15 protein-coding genes are annotated in these 17,865 nt (G+C 68.3%); 12 read left to right on the top strand and 3 right to left on the bottom strand.

Going from position 1 to position 17,865, the window contains the following annotated elements:
- The first annotated feature begins 32 nt into the window (after positions 1–32).
- From EDC82_RS14650 to EDC82_RS13330, 5 genes are all read left to right on the top strand, one after another.
- Positions 33–1,577, top strand: a complete 1,545-nt coding sequence (locus EDC82_RS14650) for a glycosyltransferase family 4 protein (protein ID WP_006946383.1) — start codon at positions 33–35, stop codon at positions 1,575–1,577.
- Positions 1,571–2,284 (top strand): class I SAM-dependent methyltransferase, encoded by a 714-nt coding sequence (locus EDC82_RS13315; RefSeq protein WP_006946388.1) that lies wholly within the window; start codon positions 1,571–1,573, stop codon positions 2,282–2,284. Before EDC82_RS14650 ends, EDC82_RS13315 begins: the two co-directional genes overlap by 7 nt.
- A gap of 14 nt (positions 2,285–2,298) precedes the next feature.
- Positions 2,299–3,444, top strand: a complete 1,146-nt coding sequence (locus EDC82_RS13320; RefSeq protein ID WP_006946390.1) for a hypothetical protein — start codon at positions 2,299–2,301, stop codon at positions 3,442–3,444.
- Entirely contained in the window at positions 3,441–4,082 is a 642-nt protein-coding gene (locus tag EDC82_RS13325; RefSeq protein WP_006946394.1) for a class I SAM-dependent methyltransferase, read from the top strand. Before EDC82_RS13320 ends, EDC82_RS13325 begins: the two co-directional genes overlap by 4 nt.
- 129 nt (positions 4,083–4,211) lie before the next feature.
- Positions 4,212–5,027 (top strand): hypothetical protein, encoded by an 816-nt coding sequence (locus tag EDC82_RS13330; RefSeq protein ID WP_144708445.1) that lies wholly within the window; start codon positions 4,212–4,214, stop codon positions 5,025–5,027.
- 86 nt (positions 5,028–5,113) lie between these two features.
- Here the strand turns inward: EDC82_RS13330 and EDC82_RS13335 are convergent, their stop codons facing one another.
- Positions 5,114–6,091 (bottom strand): TerC/Alx family metal homeostasis membrane protein, encoded by a 978-nt coding sequence (locus EDC82_RS13335; protein WP_006946385.1) that lies wholly within the window; start codon positions 6,089–6,091, stop codon positions 5,114–5,116.
- A 222-nt stretch (positions 6,092–6,313) separates the two neighbouring features.
- Between EDC82_RS13335 and EDC82_RS13340 the strand changes: the two genes are divergently transcribed.
- The 5 genes from EDC82_RS13340 to EDC82_RS13360 all read left to right on the top strand — a co-directional run bounded on the left by EDC82_RS13340 (position 6,314) and on the right by EDC82_RS13360 (position 12,594).
- Positions 6,314–6,790: a Fur family transcriptional regulator gene (locus EDC82_RS13340; protein WP_006946384.1), complete on the top strand. Its 477-nt coding sequence runs from the start codon at positions 6,314–6,316 to the stop codon at positions 6,788–6,790.
- A 93-nt stretch (positions 6,791–6,883) separates the two neighbouring features.
- Complete coding sequence (gene ilvA / locus EDC82_RS13345) at positions 6,884–8,170, top strand: threonine ammonia-lyase IlvA (protein ID WP_006946380.1); 1,287 nt, start codon at positions 6,884–6,886, stop codon at positions 8,168–8,170.
- 320 nt (positions 8,171–8,490) lie between these two features.
- Positions 8,491–9,411 carry an alpha/beta hydrolase gene (locus tag EDC82_RS13350; RefSeq protein WP_006946386.1) on the top strand — a complete coding sequence of 307 codons (921 nt, stop codon included), beginning with the start codon at positions 8,491–8,493 and terminating at the stop codon, positions 9,409–9,411.
- Between the two features lie 241 nt (positions 9,412–9,652).
- The gene (locus EDC82_RS13355) at positions 9,653–11,824 is read left to right on the top strand and encodes a malate synthase G (protein ID WP_006946379.1); all 2,172 of its coding nucleotides are present in this window, start codon (positions 9,653–9,655) and stop codon (positions 11,822–11,824) included.
- 380 nt (positions 11,825–12,204) lie between these two features.
- On the top strand, positions 12,205–12,594 hold the full coding sequence (locus tag EDC82_RS13360; protein WP_006946391.1) for an SRPBCC family protein: 390 nt from the start codon (positions 12,205–12,207) through the stop codon (positions 12,592–12,594).
- A 126-nt stretch (positions 12,595–12,720) separates the two neighbouring features.
- Here the strand turns inward: EDC82_RS13360 and EDC82_RS13365 are convergent, their stop codons facing one another.
- Positions 12,721–13,794 carry a hypothetical protein gene (locus EDC82_RS13365; protein ID WP_143181242.1) on the bottom strand — a complete coding sequence of 358 codons (1,074 nt, stop codon included), beginning with the start codon at positions 13,792–13,794 and terminating at the stop codon, positions 12,721–12,723.
- Positions 13,795–13,998: 204 nt separating this feature from the next.
- Here EDC82_RS13365 and EDC82_RS13370 point away from each other — a divergent pair, with 204 nt between their 5' ends.
- Together EDC82_RS13370 and EDC82_RS13375 are read left to right on the top strand one after the other, a co-directional pair.
- Complete coding sequence (locus EDC82_RS13370) at positions 13,999–15,051, top strand: MoxR family ATPase (protein ID WP_131941833.1); 1,053 nt, start codon at positions 13,999–14,001, stop codon at positions 15,049–15,051.
- A complete protein-coding gene (locus tag EDC82_RS13375) occupies positions 15,044–16,729 on the top strand; it encodes a VWA domain-containing protein (RefSeq protein ID WP_131941836.1) in 1,686 nt (561 codons plus the stop codon). The genes EDC82_RS13370 and EDC82_RS13375 overlap by 8 nt, the downstream gene beginning before the upstream one ends.
- Before the next feature lie 152 nt (positions 16,730–16,881).
- Here EDC82_RS13375 and EDC82_RS13380 read toward each other — a convergent pair whose 3' ends face one another.
- Positions 16,882–17,865, bottom strand: coding sequence for a glycine betaine ABC transporter substrate-binding protein (locus EDC82_RS13380; RefSeq protein WP_038569779.1), 984 nt, complete (start codon positions 17,863–17,865; stop codon positions 16,882–16,884).

Genomic DNA, 17,865 nt, shown 5'->3' on the forward strand with positions numbered 1-17,865 from the left:
ACCGAACCACGCCGCTTGCGAAGGAGGGCCCGATGCGCATCGCGCTGTCCTCCTATCGCAGCAAGCCGCACAGCGGCGGCCAGGGCATCTACGTGCGTCACCTCAGCCGCGAACTCGCCGCTCTCGGCCACGACGTCACCGTCTTCTCCGGCCCTCCCTACCCCGAACTGGACGACGCCCGCCTTGTGGCTGGCCGTGCGACTGACCGGGCGACGGGTCCAGCGAGTCGCCAGACGTCGCCAGCCAAGCGGGCCGGCGCGACGGCGAGCATCGAGCCGACGAACCCCGGCAGGCTGCGCCTCGAGAAGCTGGTGAGCCTCGACCTCTACAACGATGACGACCCGTTCCGTCACCCCCATCCGCGCGAACTGCGCGACCGCATCGACGTCGTCGAATACGCGGGGATGCTGTCGGGTTCGTTTCCCGAACCACGCACGTTCGGGATGCGACTGGCGCGCGAGATGCGTTCGCGGTCAAGAGAGTTCGACGTCCTGCATGACAACCAGACGCTCGCGCCGGGCCTGCTCGACATCGCGCGCGGCGGCCTGCCCGTCGTCACGACGATCCACCACCCGATCAGCGCCGACCGCCGCCTCGAGATCGAGGCCGCGACGAACCCGTGGCGCAAGTACACGAAATGGCGTTGGTACTCGTTCGTGCCGATGCAGGCGCGCGTCGCCCGCGCGAGCAGCCGCATCATCACCGTGAGCGAGACGAGCCGCGACGACATCGTCCGAGAATTCGGGGTCGACCCCGAACGCATCAGCATCATCCCCGTCGGCGTCGACGTCGAGACGTTCACGCCCGACGCCGGCGTCGCGAAGAGTGCACCTGGGATCGCCGTCGAGACGCCCGCCCCGGGCGTCGACGTCGAGACGTTCTGGCCTGACGGCTCGGCGCGCCACCGCGTGCCCGGACGCCTCACGACGATCACGAGCGCGAACGTGCCACTCAAGGGGTTGAGTGTGCTCATCGACGCGCTCGCTTTCCTACCGCAGGACGCGTGGCGCGAACTCGTCGTCGTCGGCACACCGAACCGCGCGGTCGAGACCCAACTCGAAGCCCTCGGATTGTCCCCTCGCGTCCGGTTCGTCAGCGGCATCAGCGACGACGACCTCGCGGGTCTACTCGCGAGCGCCGCCGTCCACGTCGTGCCGAGTCTCTATGAAGGTTTCTCGCTGCCCGCGGTCGAGGCCATGGCGTGCGGCACACCCGTCGTCGCGACGCGCGTCGGCGCGCTGCCGCAACTCGTGCACGGCACCGACGGCGAGACGTCGGCTGTCACCGGCAGCGCAGGCAGGGTTCCCGCCGCCCACGGCGGGAGCGCGGGCCCACGCGCCCACGCGGCAGGCGAGCCGGACACGAGCGCTGACGCCGACGGCTCCGACGCCGGCATCCTCGTCGAGCCAGGTGATGCGCGCGCTCTCGCGGGCGGCATCGTCAGCCTGCTCGAATCCGAGGAGACCCGAACACGATTCGGACGCGTCGGTCGCCGTCGCGCCGTCACGACATACTCATGGCGGGCTGTCGCCGAGGCGACGGCCGCCGTCTACACCGAGGAGATCGCCCGATGCTGACCGTCGACTTCAACCGCTTCACCCTGGGCCCGGGCATGACGGTGCTCGACGTCGGGTGCGGGCAGGGACGTCACAGCTTCGAGGCGCTGCGTCGCGGCGGGGACGTCACGGCGTTCGACTTCAGCCAGTCCGACCTCGACGAGGTGCAGACGATGTTCGACGCCATGGCCGCCGAGGGCCAGATGCCTGCGAGCGGCGCCTACCGCACCGTCCAGGGTGACGCGCGCGCGATGCCGTTCGACGACGCGAGCTTCGAGCGCGTCATCGCCTCCGAAGTGCTCGAGCACATCGTCGAGGATGACGCCGCCATCGACGAGATCGTGCGCGTGACCAAGCCCGGCGGCCTCGTCGCCGTGACGGTGCCGCGGTACTGGCCCGAGAAGATCTGCTGGGCCCTGTCGACGCCCTACCACGAGGTCGAGGGTGGCCACGTGCGCATCAACAAGGCGAGCGAACTCGTCGGCAAGCTCGAGAAGCGTGGCCTGATGACGCTCGGCACACACCACGCGCACGCGCTGCACTCGCCGTACTGGTGGCTCAAGTGCGCGGTCGGGGTCGACAACGACACCAACCCCGCCGTCAAGGCGTATCACCGCATGCTCGTCTGGGACATGATGAAGGCGCCGGCGCTGACGCGTCAGGCCGAGAAGGCGCTCAACCCCGTCATGGGCAAGAGCTTCGTCGTGTACCTGCAGAAGCAGTACTGAACCCCGTCGCGCCGATGACGTCAGCCCTCACCAGTGAACAAGTCTGCGAGACAGGCCTGTTCATTGCTCTCCTCCAGGGCGAAGACGGCGCGCTGCCGTGGTTCGTCGGCGGGCAGTGGGACGCCTGGAACCACACCGAGGCACTCATGGGCCTGACGATCGCCGCCCATGTTTCACGTGAAACAGGATCACCACGTGTCAATCACACCGCCGAGCAGCTGAGCGAACGCGCCCGTCTCGGCCTGCAGCACCTGCGCGAAACGCAGCGTGAGGACGGCTCGTGGCCGATGCGCGTGAGAGACGGCGTCGTCGAACAGGACGAGAGCGACACGAACCAGTGCGCCTACCCGGCCGTCGGCGTCTGGCATCTCGCGCTCGTCACCGGCGCAGGGCGCGGCGACGGCCCCGACCGCGGCATCCTCGCCGAGAACTGGCCGATGGTCCGTGCGGCGATCCGACACGTCCTGACGGCCCAGCGCGACGACTGCACGATCGCCTGGGCGATCAACCGTCGCGGCGGCCTCGGCGACCATGCGTTGCTCACCGGCAACGCCAGCATCCTGCAGTCGCTGTGGGCCGCGGCCGCCATCGCGGATACCCTCGGCCACATCGATGACGCTGCGTCCTGGCGCGAATCCGGCACCCGGCTCGCGGCAGCGGTGCGTCAGGTCGAACTGTTCGCCGACCGTCGCCGCTTCTCGATGGACTGGTTCTACCCCGTCCTCGGCGGCGCTCTCGTCGGCGACCACGCGGCCACGCACCTGCGTCGCGACTGGGATCGCTTCGTCATCGAGGGCCAGGGGGTCCGCTGCGTCGACGACCGACCGTGGGTCACCGGCGGGGAGAGCGCCGAACTCGTCATGGCGCTGTGTTGCCTCGACGGCACGCCGCACGAAGATCGCGCGCGACGCGACGCGCGCGCCGTCTTCGCCGACCTGCAGCACACACGCGACACGAGCGGCGGCTATTGGACGGGGTACGTCGTCGACGACGACGCCGTGTGGCCCGTCGAGCAGACGGGATGGAGCGCCGGCGCGATGCTGCTCGCCGCCGATGCCCTCGACGGCCTCACGCCCGCCGCCAACTTCTTCCACGCCATGACGTGGCCGGCCCGCACGCCGAGCCACAGCGCCGTCAGAGACCACGAGGAGCCCCGATGAGCACCCCGCCCCTTCCCCAGGACGTTCTCGACGCCTTCCACGCGACGACCGGTTTCATGCCGGACGACGAGGGGCAGGCGCTGTACGAGGCGGCCGCGAGCGCCCGTCCCGGCACCCGGCTCGAGATCGGCACGTACTGCGGCAAGTCGACGGTGCTGCTCGCGCAGGCGGCGCGCGTCGTCGCCGAATCGTCCGACGCCCCAACGCAGGTGGTGACCGTCGACCATCACCACGGCAGCGAGGAGAACCAGCCCGGCTGGGAGTGGCACGACACGTCGATGGTCGATGAGCACTCGGGTCTGCTCGACACGCTGCCCGCATTTCGTCGCACCTGGGACGAGCACGTCAAGGACGTCGTCAGCATCGTCGTCGCGACGACGGCGCAGGTCGCGACGTGGTGGCGCACCCCCGTCGAGTTCCTCTTCCTCGACGGCAACCACGTCGAGGAGATGGCGCAGCACGACTACGCGGCGTTCGCGCCGCACGTCAGCGTCGGCGGGTTGCTCGCGGTGCACGACGTCTTCCCCGACCCGAATGACGGTGGGCAGGCACCGTGGCATGTCGTCGAACGCGCCCTGGGCGACGGCTTCGAGCAGGTGTCGCAGACGGGCTCGTTGCGCATCCTGCGGCGCCGCTGACCCCGGCAACCAGATTTCGGCCTCTCCGCCACCGAATTGGCGCCCCTTGCACAACTTATGAGTCGGATCTCATAATGAGTGAATGAACGGGACGCCTGCGGCCGTCACCGTCAGCCTGGGGGGAGGCCGATGAGCAATCCGATGACGAGCTTGGTGCTCGACGAGGGGATGAGCGTCGAACTGCGGGGGCAGTTGGCGCTGTGTGAGGACGAGGTCGTCCTGACTGGCTGTGGGATGCTGCCGCTCGGTTCGCCGCCGCATCTGACGTGGGAGCAGACGCCCTTCGTAGCACTGGCCACCGACTGCGCGAAGAAGGCGCGGCCGCTCGTGGGGCAGCCCGTGTTCGGGCGTGGGACGTGGACCGGGTACGAGATCAGTGCGTGCGAACTCGAGCCGGGGGACGCTTGGGCGCACGCACACGACATCCCCGATCCGCTGACGAAGGACCGCACCCCGGTCAGCGCGCACGTGCGCTCCGTCGAGGCCGGCCTGTTCTCGAGCGGCGCCATGCTGCGTCGCGTCCGTTTTCTCGACGCCGGGCGACCGCGCGTCATCGCCAGCGCCACTGACGTCGAGCTCACGACGCGACTGCTCACACCCATCTACGGTGATGCGCTCGAGGTGCATCGCAGCCGCTGGAGCATCAGCGAGGTGCGTGGCCTCGACGACATCCTCAACGACCTGCCCGAGGACAAGGTGCTCAAGATCGAGTACCGCATGGACGGTGACGGCACGATCAGCCGCAAGCTGCGCGTCAACTACGTCGACGATGACCTCGCGCGCTCCCTCGCCCCGTTTCCGCCCGAGATGCTCGCCGTCTACGCCGTCGTCGAACCCAAGGGCGCGCCGCAGGATCGCGACCCCTGGTTTCCCGCGCGACCCCGGCATCTCGCGCGTCCGGCCGGCACCCCCGATGTGCCGACGCTCGAACACGTGCGCGTGTAGCGCGCGAGTGGCCCGGCACCCGGCAGTGCAGACCGCGCACCGCCGCGCAGGCCTGTGGGGCCTGCGCGGCGAGCTTGTCTCGTGATTCAGCGACGTCGGGTGGCGACCAAGCTCGTCGCCGTCACCGTCAGCAGCGACAGGACGATGACGCTGAGCGAGACGGCCGTCGACGGCGTCCACACCCACGACCAGACGTCGTGCGCCCAGTGCGCGATGAGCTTGTATCCGATGAACGCGAGGATGACGGCGAGACCGTAGCCGAGGTGTACGAGCTTGCCGAGGACGCCCTCGACGAGGAAGTACAGCGCGCGCAGACCGAGCAGCGCGAACGCGTTCGTCACGAAGACGAGGTACGGGTCGGACGTGATGCCGTAGACGGCGGGCACCGAGTCGAGCGCGAACAAGGCGTCCGTCGCGAGGACGGCCAGCGTCACGACGGCCAGAGGCGTCAACGCGCGACGGACGGACCGACCGGTAGCGCCGGCGTCAGCGTCTTCTCGCACGAGCATCGCGGAGCCGCGGTAGCCGTCGGTGACGGGGAAGAAACGGCGGATGACCTTGACGATGCGCATGTCACCCGGGTCGACGGTGTGGTCGTCGCCCTGACGGGTGTCGCACCAGACCTTCACGGCCGTCCACAGCAGGAACGCGCCGAAGATGACGAACATCCAGGCGAAGTTCGAGAGCAACTGCGCGCCGAGCGCGATCATGATGGCGCGCATGACGAGGGCGCCGGCGACGCCGATGAGGAGCACCCGCTGCTGGTACATCTTGGGCACGGCGAACGCCGTCAGCAGCATCATGAACAGGAACAGGTTGTCGACGCTGAGTGACTTCTCGACGAGGTAGCCGGTGTAGAACTCGGTGCCCGTCGTCGAGCCGTGCGCGCTCCACAACCAGGCGCCGAACGCGACCGGCAACGCGATGTAGAACGTCGACCAGGCCGTCGCTTCCTTGAGCGATACCTCGTGAGGTTTGCGCGTGACGAGGAAGTCGAGCGCGAACAGGACGATGAGCCCGATGAGCGTCACGGCCCAGAGAGTGGGGGTGGCCAGGGAGTGCATGGAACTACCTCAGATCGCATGAGTGACGAACTGAGGTCTCCTTCGCCGCGGAACGATCCGCCGCTCTCGAACCGGGAGCGCGCATGATCGCGCTCGTATTGACCGGAGCCGAGACGTGGGAAGTACTCCCCTCGCTAACCATCATAGCCGATCTGCGGGCCCTGCCCCACTCGACGAGCAGGCTTTCTTGATTCGTTCCAGAAATCGCGGCATCATGGAGGCATGACGACGACGCCCGCCACCGATCCGCGCACCATGCTGCGTCAGGTGAACCTGCGGATCACCGGCCCGCGCGTCGCCATCCTCGATGCCCTCGAGACGCGCCCCCACTCGGATGCGGAGACCGTCATCCAGGCGGTGCGCGACAGTTACGGCAAGGTCTCGACGCAAACCGTCTACGACGCCCTGCATGCGATGACGGCGCACGGCATCATCCGCCGCATCGAGCCGGCCGGCCAATCCGCGCTCTACGAACGACGCGTCGGCGACAACCACCACCACCTCGTGTGCCGACAATGCGCGACGATCGTCGACATCCCCTGTGCCGTCGGCGACACACCGTGCCTGACGGCGGCGCACGAGTCCGAACTCAGCGAGGGGTTCGACATCGACGAGGCCGAGGTGACGTACTGGGGCGTCTGCCGCGCGTGCCGCGAGGGCGCTGCCGCAGCTTCCGCTGCGTCACCCGTCGTCGGCTGAGCCGCGCCCGAGGTTGCCGGGTCGCACGCGGGAGACCAGGGGGGCATCCGCGATCCGGTTCATCCCGACATTCGCGGGGTCGCCCGTGAGACGGTGGCTGACGTGACGAGCACACCCACCCTGCGTCCCGAGGTCGATGCGTCCGACGTCGAAGCCGCCGCCGAGCGCCTCACCGACCTGCTCCACCCCACGATGCTGTTCGAGAGCAGCCGCCTGTCGACGAAGTTCGGCGCGAGCGTCGTGCTCAAGCGCGAGGATCAGCAGCCGGTGCGCTCGTACAAGATTCGTGGAGCGAGCAACCTCATCGCGCAGCTCGACGACGACGCGCGCGCGGCGGGCGTCGTCTGCGCGTCGGCCGGCAACCATGCCCAGGGCGTCGCATACGCGTGCTCGCGCCTCGGCGTGAAGGCGACGATCTTCCTGCCGCGCACGACGCCCCGTCAGAAGCGTGAGCGGGTTCGAGTGCTCGGCGGGCCGTGGGTCGAGACGGTCGTCGAGGGCGACACGTACGACGTCGCCGCTGGCGCTGCAGGCGAATTCGCTGCGACGACCGGGGCGACGCTCGTGCCCGCGTTCGACGACGTCCGCACCATCGCGGGGCAGGGCACCGTCGCGCTCGAGGCGTTCGCGCAGTGCGAGGCGCAGTACGGCAAGGTGCCGGACGTCGTCGTCGTGCCCGTCGGTGGCGGCGGGTTGCTGGCGGGCATCACGGCGTGGGTGCGGGAGCGCCATCCGTCGTCGCGCATCGTCGGCGTCGAACCGGTGGGGGCGCCGTCGCTGCAGGCGGCGCTTGCTGAGGGACGCCCGGTGGCGGTGCCGGTGACCGATCCGTTCGTCGACGGCGCGACGGTCGGCCTGCTCGGCGCGCACACGTACCCGATCATCGCTGCCGGCGGCGTGCCGTGCTTCAGCGTGCCGGAGGGGCAGATCTGCACGGAGATGCTCGACCTGTATCAGAGCGACGGCATCATCGCGGAGCCTGCCGGCGCGCTCGCGCCCGCAGCGTTGCCCGGTGTCGACTTCGCCGATGGCGAGCTCGTCCTCGCGATCCTGTCGGGCGGAAACAACGACGTGTCGCGCTATGCGGAGGTCGTCGAGCGTTCGCTCGTGTTCGAGGGCCGCAAGCATTACTTCATCGTCGAATTTCCGCAGGAACCCGGGCAGTTGAGGCGTTTTCTCGACGGGGTACTCGGGCCTGACGACGACATCACGTTGTTCGAGTACACGAAGCGTTCCAACCGCGAGACGGGCCCGGCGCTCGTCGGCCTGGAGTTGGGCGACCCGTCGTCGTTGCCCGATCTGCTTGCGCGGATCGATGCGTCGCCGGCGCGGGTTGAGCGGGTGGATCCCGACTCGCCCCTGTTTCGGATGGTTCTCTGAGGATCTAGTGAACGAAGGTAGGACCGCAGCGTCGTGTCCGTCGAGTACGGCATGGGTGGGGTCACCGCAGCGAAGCGAGGATTGCTCCAGCCATGCCGGGCGCGGGCGGACGCGCATGTCACAGCGAGGATCCTGCCGAAGTGAACGTTGACGAAGAGAACCGAGAAGAATGGTTCTGTAGTTCTCTGACGATCACTCGATGTTGCCCGGGATCTGGGGCACGGGAGCCCCGAATCCCGGGCAACATCGCGGGTCGGCGTGGTTCGATGGGGTCTTCACGCCCCATCCAAGAGCGTCGCGGAATCACAGCGGAGGTCAACATGGCAGCAGAGCAGTTCGAGGTCGCGGCGAGTGACGGCGTCGTCATCCGCGGTCAGCGGTGGTTGCCGGACGGAGAAGCGCGCGCCGTCGTGCAGATCGCTCACGGCATGGCGGAGCATTCGGCGCGCTACGAGCGGTTCGCGCAGGAGTTGAACGCGGCCGGGTACGCCGTCTACGCGAACGATCACCGTGGGCACGGGCGCACCGCCGAGGGTGGTGTGCTCGGTCATTTCGCTGACGATGACGGGTGGGCGCGCGTCGTCGACGACCTGCTCCAGGTGACGCGGCGCGCGCAGGCCGAGGTGCCGGGTCGCCCCGTCGTCCTGCTAGGGCACAGCATGGGTTCGCTACTGGTGCGTACGTTCGCGGCGCAACACGGCGATCTACTGGCGGGTCTCATCGTCTCCGGAACGCCCGCCGATCCTGGGCTGCTGGGCCGCGTCGGACGTCAGGTCGCGCGCGCCGAGGGCCGTCTGCGGGGGCGCACGCACGCGAGCAAGCTCCTCGACACGATGTCGTTCGGGGCGTTCAACAAGCAGTTCGCGCCTGCGCGCACGGACTTCGACTGGCTCTCGCGCGACGAGGCCGCCGTCGATGACTACGTCGCCGACCCGTTGTGCGGGTTCGTCTGCACCGCCGCGTTCTACGCCGACATGCTGGGCGGGCTGCGCCTGGTCAACCGGCGTTCGTTCGCGGCCGGCACGCCGTCGGATCTGCCGGTTCTCGTCATCTCCGGCGAGGCCGACCCGGCCGGCGACAACGGCAAGGGCGTGCGACCCGTCGCCGATCTGCTGCGCGGCGTCGGGGTGCACGACGTCACCCTGACGCTCTACCCCGGCGCGCGCCACGAGATCCTCCACGAGACGAACCGCGACGAGGTCGTCGCCGACATCCTCGCCTGGCTCGACGCCCACGTCTGAGCCGCCGCGGGGCGAGAGGTCGTCACCCCGGCAGTCGCCTGCGTCACCGGTCGGCCTGGCCACCATCTTCAGTGGTCTGTTCGTGGCGCGGCTTGCGAAAGTGGACGAAACTCGCCGATGGGGACAGGAATCGCCGATGTGTCCGGGAATCGCGGAGGGCGGCTTGGAGGATTTGCCCCACAGAAACGTTACCGACCAGTAGCGTAGGGGGCGGCATGCCCCCGCGAGGAAGGAAACGCTCATGGCTGACACGCAGCGCACCGAGGTGAACGGTCTGCAGGTCGCGACGATCCTGTACGACTTCATCAACGATCAGGTCCTGCCCGGCACCGGTGTCGACGCCGACACGTACTGGAAGGGCTTCGCCGACGTCGTCGCCGAGCTCGGCCCGAAGAACCGCGCCCTGCTCGCCGAGCGTGACGACCTCCAGGCCAAGATCGACGAATACCACCGCGCCAACCCGGGCAAGCCCGACTTCGACGCGTACAAGAGCTTCCTCACCGAGATCGGCTACCTCGTCGATGCTCCGGCCGAGTTCAGCATCACGACGCAGAACGTCGACCGTGAGATCACCGACCAGGCCGGCCCGCAGCTCGTCGTGCCGATCCTCAACGCCCGCTTCGCGCTCAACGCGTCGAACGCCCGCTGGGGTTCGCTCTACGACGCGCTCTACGGCACCGACGCGATCGACGAGGCCGACGGCAAGGAGAAGGGCACCTCGTACAACACGGTGCGCGGCGACGCCGTCATCGCGTTCGCGAAGAACTTCCTCGACACTGCCGTCCCGCTCGCCGAGGGTTCGTACACCGACGTCACCGGCTTCGGCGTCGACGGCGGCGAGCTCGTCGTCCACCTCGACGGTGAGCGCACGACGTCGCTGAAGAACACTGACGAGTTCGCCGGCTACGTGGGGCTGCCTGCGCAGCCGGAGGGAATCCTGCTGAAGCACAACGGTCTTCACCTGGAGATCCAGATCGACTCCGAGTCCCCGATCGGCGCGACCGACCCGGCCGGCATCAAGGACGTCCTCGTCGAGTCGGCTGTCACGACGATCATGGACCTCGAGGATTCCGTCGCCGCCGTCGACGCCGAGGACAAGGTGCTCGGTTACACGAACTGGCTCGGCCTCAACAAGGGTGACCTCGCCGAGGAGATCACGAAGAACGGCAAGACGTTCAAGCGCGAGCTCAACCCCGACCGCGAATACGTCTCCCCCGGCGGCGACACGTTCACCCTTCCGGGCCGCTCGTTGCTGTTCGTCCGCAACGTCGGCCACCTCATGACGAGCGACGCCGTCCTCGATGCCGACGGCAACGAGATCGGCGAGGGCATCCTCGACGCCCTCGTCACCGTCCCGGCTGCGATCCACGGCTTCGCCGACAAGGACGGCGTGAGCAACACGCGCGCCGGCTCGATCTACATCGTCAAGCCGAAGATGCACGGCCCGCAGGAGGTCGCGTTCGCGAACGAGCTGTTCGAGCGCGTCGAGAGCGTCGTCGGGCTGGCGAAGAACACCGTCAAGATGGGCATCATGGACGAGGAGCGCCGCACGACGGTCAACCTCTCCGCCTGCATCGACGCCGCCAAGGAGCGCGTCGTGTTCATCAACACGGGCTTCCTCGACCGCACCGGCGACGAGATCCACACGTCGATGCTCGAGGGCCCGATGATCCGCAAGGGCGAGATGAAGGGTTCCACGTGGATCAAGGCGTACGAGGACAACAACGTCGACGTGGGCCTCGCTGCCGGTCTCGCGCACAAGGCGCAGATCGGCAAGGGCATGTGGGCGATGCCCGACCTGATGAAGGACATGCTCGAGCAGAAGATCGGCCAGCCGAAGGCCGGCGCGACGACGGCGTGGGTGCCGTCGCCGACCGCCGCGACGCTGCACGCGCTGCACTACCACCAGGTCGACGTGTTCGCCGTGCAGGAGGAGCTCGCGAAGCGCAAGGCCGCGTCGGTCGACGACATCCTGCAGATCCCGCTCGCGGAGAACACGGACTGGTCGGACGCCGACAAGCGCGAGGAACTCGACAACAACTGCCAGTCGATCCTCGGCTACGTCGTGCGCTGGATCGACCAGGGCGTCGGCTGCTCGAAGGTGCCCGACATCCACGACGTCGCGCTCATGGAGGACCGGGCGACGCTGCGCATCTCCAGCCAGCTGCTCGCGAACTGGCTGCAGCACGGCATCGTCACCGAAGACGAGATCGTCGAGTCGCTGAGGCGCATGGCGCCGGTCGTCGACCAGCAGAACGCCGGTGACGCGAAGTACGAGCCCATGGCGCCGGGCTTCGACGGCATCGCGTTCAACGCGGCCAAGGAGCTGATCCTCGAGGGAACGAAGCAGCCCAACGGCTACACCGAGCCGATTCTGCACCGTCGTCGGCGAGACAAGAAAGCCGCGCGCTGAGGATCAAGCGAGCGGAGTCGAGGGTGTGGATGCCGAGCTTGCGAGGCGTTCACACCTCGGCGTAGGGAGCGTTGACGAAGCGCGCCGTGGGCTCAGTGACGATCAAGCCCGACCGAGGTAGGTCCGCGCCGGAGCGTGCGACGGCCCGGCCCTGCCGAATCGGGCGCTGAGGAACTGAGCCAAGGAGTAGTCCGCGCGCTGAGGATCAAGCGAACGGAGTCGAGGGTCGCCTGACCCTGAGGATGGCGCGTAACTCACAGGTAGGCACGCAACTGCACGCCTGCGTGTGAGTTACGCGCCATCGTGCGTGCTGGGGTCGGCGCGGGGCGTCCGAGGGCTGTGCGCGACCTGGGTTCCGTTGGAACGCCTAGCATTCGGACATGAAGCGCATCGACGTCCATGCTGACGGGCCCGCGAGTGTCGACGCGGCGTGGCAGGCCTACGTGCACGTCGATCGGTGGCGTGACTGGTCGCCGCACATGCCGCCGGTCGAGGCGGATGCCGTGGTGATCCGTCCCGGCACGCAAGGACGATGGCGTCTCGGGCCGGTGACGGTGGGGCGGTTCGTCATCACCGACGTCGATGCGGTGGCGAGGACGTGGAGCTGGCGCGTCAGCGTCCTGGGGCTGACGACGACGGGCGAGCACCGCGTCGAGGTTCGTCGGGGCGGGTGTCGCTGCCACATGGCGATGGATCTGCCGCCCATCGTCGGGCAGGCCTACCGGCCGCTAGCGTGGTGGGCCCTCCATCGGCTCGCTCGCAGCTCGTGAGGCATCGAGGGACACGAAGGGGGTGTGGAGAAACGCGTCATCCGTGACGCGTTTCTCCACACCCCTGGTGTCTTCTCTTTGCGCCTAGATGCACCCGGGTGCATCTAGGCGCAAAGAGAGAGGACGTCAGACGGCGACGTTCTCCTCGAGTTCCTCCTCGGTCTCGGGGTCGAGCTCGTCGCGCTCGTCCTGATGCGCCTGCTCGGCGTGGCGTCCGACGGGGCTGGACGCAGCTTCCTCGAGCTCACGGGCTCGCGCAACACGTCGCTGTTCGACCGCGCATCCGGCTGCGAGACAGAGCAACCCGACGACCAACCAACCGAACAGGATGGTGAGCGGACCGGCGATCGAGGCGTCCGGGAAGTAGATGATGCGACGCAGCGCCTCGACGAAGCCGGAGCCGATCCAGAAGTCGTGCAGCCAACCGAAGAAGCTCGGCTGCATGACGGGCGCGAACACGCCGCCGGACGAGGTGAAGTTGAGCGCGACGAAGATCGCCGAGTACAGCAGCGTCGCAAACCGTCCGACGATCGGGTGCAGGCCGACACCGACCGTCAGCACGCCGGCTGTGTAGAGCAGCGACAGCGCCCACGTTGCGAGCACGTGCCCACCGAACATGTCGTAACCCCACGCCGCGATCGCGAGTTCGATCGTCGAGATGACGACGGCGGCGCCGGCGGCGAGGGCGATGCGCTGGGCGAATGGGCGGCTCGCAGCCGCCGCGCCGATGGCGATCGACGTGGCGTACGCGGCGACCGTCAGGGCGACGAGGAAGAAGAAACCGTTCTGGCCGGCGGGGTCGTCCTCGGTGAGGGGCGCGACGTCCTTGACGGTCAGCGCATCGTGCTGCTTCTCCGCGACGGGGCGGAACATCTTCTCGACGACGGACTTCGTCGTGTCGGACGCGCCACCGGCGGTGAGCAGTTCGGCCTTGCCGTCACCGGGGACGTAGGCCGCGGAGATCTTCAGGTGCTTCAGCTGATCCGTGGCCTGCTCGGGCGTCGCGATCGTGCGGACGTCCGCCTCGTCGCCGAACGCGTCCTGCACCTTGGCCGCCAGCGGGCCGGCCTGCTGAGCCTGACCGACGACGGCGACGGGCACGTGGTGGGGCGACGGCTTGTGGAAACCACCGAGGTAGGCGGCGCACATGATGAGGCCCATGAGGATTGGAACGATGACGTGCGACAAGATCGTCCTCATCGGGGCCTGCGCGGTTGGCGGATGCGCGGTGGACATCTCTTCCCTTCGTTTAATTAGGTTATCTATATTTAATCGTACACCTGACTGCGAGGTGTGCGCGAGCTGTGGGGCCGGCGTCACATCGAATCGTTCCGAGGGCCTACCCGGTCAAACCGTTCTGCGTTTTCGCCGATCGCGGCCTGAGCCATCCGCGACAATGGCACGGTGACTGCGCACTTCGAATCCGTCGACGACGTCCGCGACCGCCTCGCCGAGGCCGGCTACCTCGCGAGCGACGCCATCGCGACGACCGTCTTCCTCGCTGATGCCCTCGGCAAGCCCCTGCTCGTCGAGGGGCCGGCCGGCGTCGGCAAGACCGAGCTGGCGAAGGCGGTGGCGGCGGCATTGTCCGGCGCGACGGGCACAGACGCCGACCTCGTGAGGCTGCAGTGCTATGAGGGCATCGACGAGGCCCGCGCCCTCTATGAGTGGAACCACGCCAAGCAGCTCCTGCGCATCACCGCCAACACCGCTCTGGCACAGGCGTCTTCGTCGGGCGCGGCCGCGTCCACATCGACCACGAACAGCGCCGCGGGCGCTCAGCCGGACGCCACGCCGGGCGCCACGCCGGGCGCGTCCGGTGTGGCGTCAACGAACGCCTCCAGCCCCGTCGGCTCGCCATCGGGCGGCGCCGCCCACGACTGGGACGAGCTTGCCACCGACATCTTCACCGACGACTTCCTCCTGACGCGTCCGCTGCTGCGCGCCATCCGCAACACGCAGCCGACGGTGCTTCTCATCGACGAACTCGACAAGGCCGACGTCGAGGTCGAGGGCCTCCTGCTCGAGGTGCTGAGCGACTTTCAGGTGACGGTGCCCGAACTCGGCACGATCAGTGCGACGCAGCGACCGTTCGTCGTGCTGACGTCGAACGCCGCCCGCGACCTGTCGGAGGCGCTGCGTCGACGCTGCCTGTTCCTGCACATCGACTACCCGACGCCGGCGCTCGAGCAGCGCATCGTCGAACTCAAGGTGCCGGGTCTCGACGCGGCGCTCGTCGAATCCGTCGTGCGACTCGTGCACCGACTGCGCCAGATGCCACTGCGCAAGGCACCGAGCGTCGCCGAGACCGTCGACTGGGCGCGCACCCTCATCGCCCTCGGAGCCGACGGCACGGGCGATCTCGACGCGACGGTGCTGCGCGCCAACCTCGGCGTGCTGCTCAAGCACCAGGACGACATCGAACGCGCCTCCACGCTGCTCAAGCTCGATGCCTGACGACGCCGTCATCCCCGCCGGCGCGGGTGCGCCGGGCGCCGGGCGGCGAGCTGCGCACTCGGACACCGCGGGCTACGGACCGCGCGCGTCCGTGACGTCATCCGCCGGCCCGGGCATCGCGTCTGCGGGCGTGCTGCAGCGTCGACTCGTGTCGTTGGCGAACGCGTTGCGGCGCCACGGCGTCGTCGTCGGCACGAGCGACGTCATCGACGCGGGGCGCATCGTCACCGCTCTCGGGCTCGACGATCGCGAGCGTCTGCGCGAGGGTCTCGCGTCGGCGTTCATGCGACGCGGCGAGCAGCGGCGCGTGTTCGACGAGTTGTTCGACCTCTACTTTCCCGCCGCCCTGGGCGCGCGCACGCGCCTGACGGACCTCGAAGAGGACGGCGCCGCAGACAAATCCGGTGCTCACCCCGACGGCGAGCCCGAACCCGACTCGTTCGACGCACTCGACGACTTCGACCCCCTGACGGCGGACGCCGCGGCCCTGCGCGAGCGCGCCAGGGCGCTGCAGGAGATCCTCGCGCAGGCTCTCGCCGCTCAGGACGAGCGGGCGTTGAACGCCCTCGCAGCCACCGTCGTCACGGAGTTCGGCGTGCTGCGGCGCGAGGGTGAGAACGGGTTCAGCGCGAACCAGGCGATCGAGCAGTTCCAGCCGAACCTCGCCATCGCGCGCGCATCCGAGCTCATGCAGCAGGGCCCAGAAGCCGGCGGTTCTGACGGCGGCACGGCCGGTGGCAGCTCGGGCGGCGGGGGTGGTGGTAGCGGTCAGGCGATGGGTGCCGATCAAGGGTGGCAGCCGGAGCGCTTCACGCAGCGGCTCGATCGTGACGACGCCCGCGAGCGCGTCGCCGCGTTCCGGCGCCGTGTCGAGACCGAGACGCGGCGACGCAACGCGGAGATCCGTGGTGTCGAACGGCTGGCGGAGCACGCCGTCACGACGCCGCTCGAGCGTCGCGCCTTCAGCCAGACGTATGCCGTCGATGCCGCGGAGATGCGGCGCGTCGTCGACCCTCTCGCCCGCAAGCTCGCAGCGCGGATGGCGGCCAAGCGGCGCCGCGCGTCACATGGGCGCATCGACATCCGGCGGACGCTGCGGGCGTCGATGTCGACGGGCGGCGTACCGATCGAGCCGGTGTTCACGCATCACGCGCCGAACCGTTCGGAGCTCGTCATCCTCGCCGACATGTCGAGTTCGGTCGCCGGGTTCAGCCGGTTCACGATCCTGCTCATGCAGGCGATGCAGGCGCAGTTCGCGCGCGTGCGCGTCTTCGGGTTCGTCAACACCGTCGACGAGCTGACCGCGGTCGTCAAGGAGGTGGGGCGCGACGGCGACCTCGTCGAAGCGCTCAAGGGCAACCGGCGCATGACGCGCGGGCACCGCAACAGCGACTACGGCCAGACGTTCGCCGACTTCGTCGAACACCACCTCGACGCGGTGACGCCGCGTGCCACCGTCCTCATCCTCGGCGACGCGCGCACGAACAACACCGACCCGCGCTACGACGCGCTGCGCACCATCGCGCAGCAGGCGAGGCACGCGATGTGGCTCAACCCGGAAGCCGAATCACAGTGGGGCCAGGGCGATTCCGTCGCACACCGATACGCCGCCATCGTCGACATGCACGAGGTACGCACCATCACCGATCTGCGGGAGTTCGTCGCCCGAGCCTTGTGACACCCGTGCCCCTCGAGTGCCGCCACGCCGACGACGTGCCATTACCTGCACGAGAAATGTGCAGCTGCCCCAGGATTGTTCAGCACATTCCTGGGGCAGCTGCACAGAAGTCGGGCAGCTGACGACGCACCATCAGCACCCTCGGCCACGACCTACTCGATGAAGCCCTCGCTCTTCAACCACTCCTCGGCGACCTTGCCGGGATCTTTGCCCTCGACGTCGACGCGGGCGTTGAGATCGATGAGGGTGTCGTTGTCGAGCTTCTTCACGACCGGTTCGAGGATCTGCGCGATCTGCGGATACGTGTCGTAGATCGTCGTCTTGACCACGGGCGAGACGTTGTAGTTGGGGAAGAAGTGCTTGCTGTCGCTCATGACGTCGAGGTGGAGACTCTTGATCCGCCCGTCCGTCGTGAAGACCTCACCCAAGTTGCAGACCTTTTGGTCGATCGCCGAGTAGATGGCGCCGGTGTCCATCTTGCGGATGTTGCCGGTCGGCACGTCCTTGCCGTACGTCATCCCGTACGCCTTGAGCATGGGTTGGAAGCCGTCGTTGCGGTTCGCGAACTCCGACTCGATGCAGAACGTGCGCTCGCCGACAGGCACCTTCTTGAGATCCGACAGATCCTTGAGCCCGTACTTCTTCGCGAAGTCCTGACGCATGCCCAGGCTGTACGTGTTGTTCATGGGCGCAGGTTCCAGCCAGGTGAACCCGTTCTTGGCGTCCTCCGCCTTCACGGCCTCGTACTGCTTGCGCGAATCAGCGATGGGGTCGGTCTTGCCCATGTAGGTGATCCACGCCGTGCCCGTGTACTCCATGATGAGCTGCACCTGCCCCGTCAGCTGCGCCTGGCGCGAGGCCGCAGAACCGGGGATGGCGGTGAAGTCTTTCACCTTCGCGCCGCCCGACTGCAGCATGATGACGGCGATCTTGCCGAGGATCTGCTGCTCGGTGAAGTCCTTGGAACCGACCGCGATGTCGAGCCCGTCGAGCTTCTTCACCGAGGCCAGGGGGCCCGCGAGCTTGGCACTCGTCGTCAGCCCGCCCGAGGTGCCGAGGCCGCAGGAACTCAGCGTCACGGCCGTCGTGACGGCGACGACGGCGCCCGTCGCTCGCCTCATTCGCTGGCGTGTCAT

This window comes from Dermacoccus sp. SAI-028, from assembly GCF_004346775.1.
Taxonomy (GTDB): Bacteria; Actinomycetota; Actinomycetes; order Actinomycetales; family Dermatophilaceae; genus Dermacoccus; species Dermacoccus nishinomiyaensis.

Coding starts and splice junctions, on each gene's coding strand:
- EDC82_RS14650 (WP_006946383.1), top strand. CDS start 33: ATGCGCATCGCGCTGTCCTCCTATCGCAGCAAGCCGCACAGCGGCGGC.
- EDC82_RS13315 (WP_006946388.1), top strand. CDS start 1,571: ATGCTGACCGTCGACTTCAACCGCTTCACCCTGGGCCCGGGCATGACG.
- EDC82_RS13320 (WP_006946390.1), top strand. CDS start 2,299: ATGACGTCAGCCCTCACCAGTGAACAAGTCTGCGAGACAGGCCTGTTC.
- EDC82_RS13325 (WP_006946394.1), top strand. CDS start 3,441: ATGAGCACCCCGCCCCTTCCCCAGGACGTTCTCGACGCCTTCCACGCG.
- EDC82_RS13330 (WP_144708445.1), top strand. CDS start 4,212: ATGAGCAATCCGATGACGAGCTTGGTGCTCGACGAGGGGATGAGCGTC.
- EDC82_RS13335 (WP_006946385.1), bottom strand. CDS start 6,091: ATGCACTCCCTGGCCACCCCCACTCTCTGGGCCGTGACGCTCATCGGG.
- EDC82_RS13340 (WP_006946384.1), top strand. CDS start 6,314: ATGACGACGACGCCCGCCACCGATCCGCGCACCATGCTGCGTCAGGTG.
- EDC82_RS13350 (WP_006946386.1), top strand. CDS start 8,491: ATGGCAGCAGAGCAGTTCGAGGTCGCGGCGAGTGACGGCGTCGTCATC.
- EDC82_RS13355 (WP_006946379.1), top strand. CDS start 9,653: ATGGCTGACACGCAGCGCACCGAGGTGAACGGTCTGCAGGTCGCGACG.
- EDC82_RS13360 (WP_006946391.1), top strand. CDS start 12,205: ATGAAGCGCATCGACGTCCATGCTGACGGGCCCGCGAGTGTCGACGCG.
- EDC82_RS13365 (WP_143181242.1), bottom strand. CDS start 13,794: ATGAGGACGATCTTGTCGCACGTCATCGTTCCAATCCTCATGGGCCTC.
- EDC82_RS13375 (WP_131941836.1), top strand. CDS start 15,044: ATGCCTGACGACGCCGTCATCCCCGCCGGCGCGGGTGCGCCGGGCGCC.
- EDC82_RS13380 (WP_038569779.1), bottom strand. CDS start 17,865: ATGACACGCCAGCGAATGAGGCGAGCGACGGGCGCCGTCGTCGCCGTC.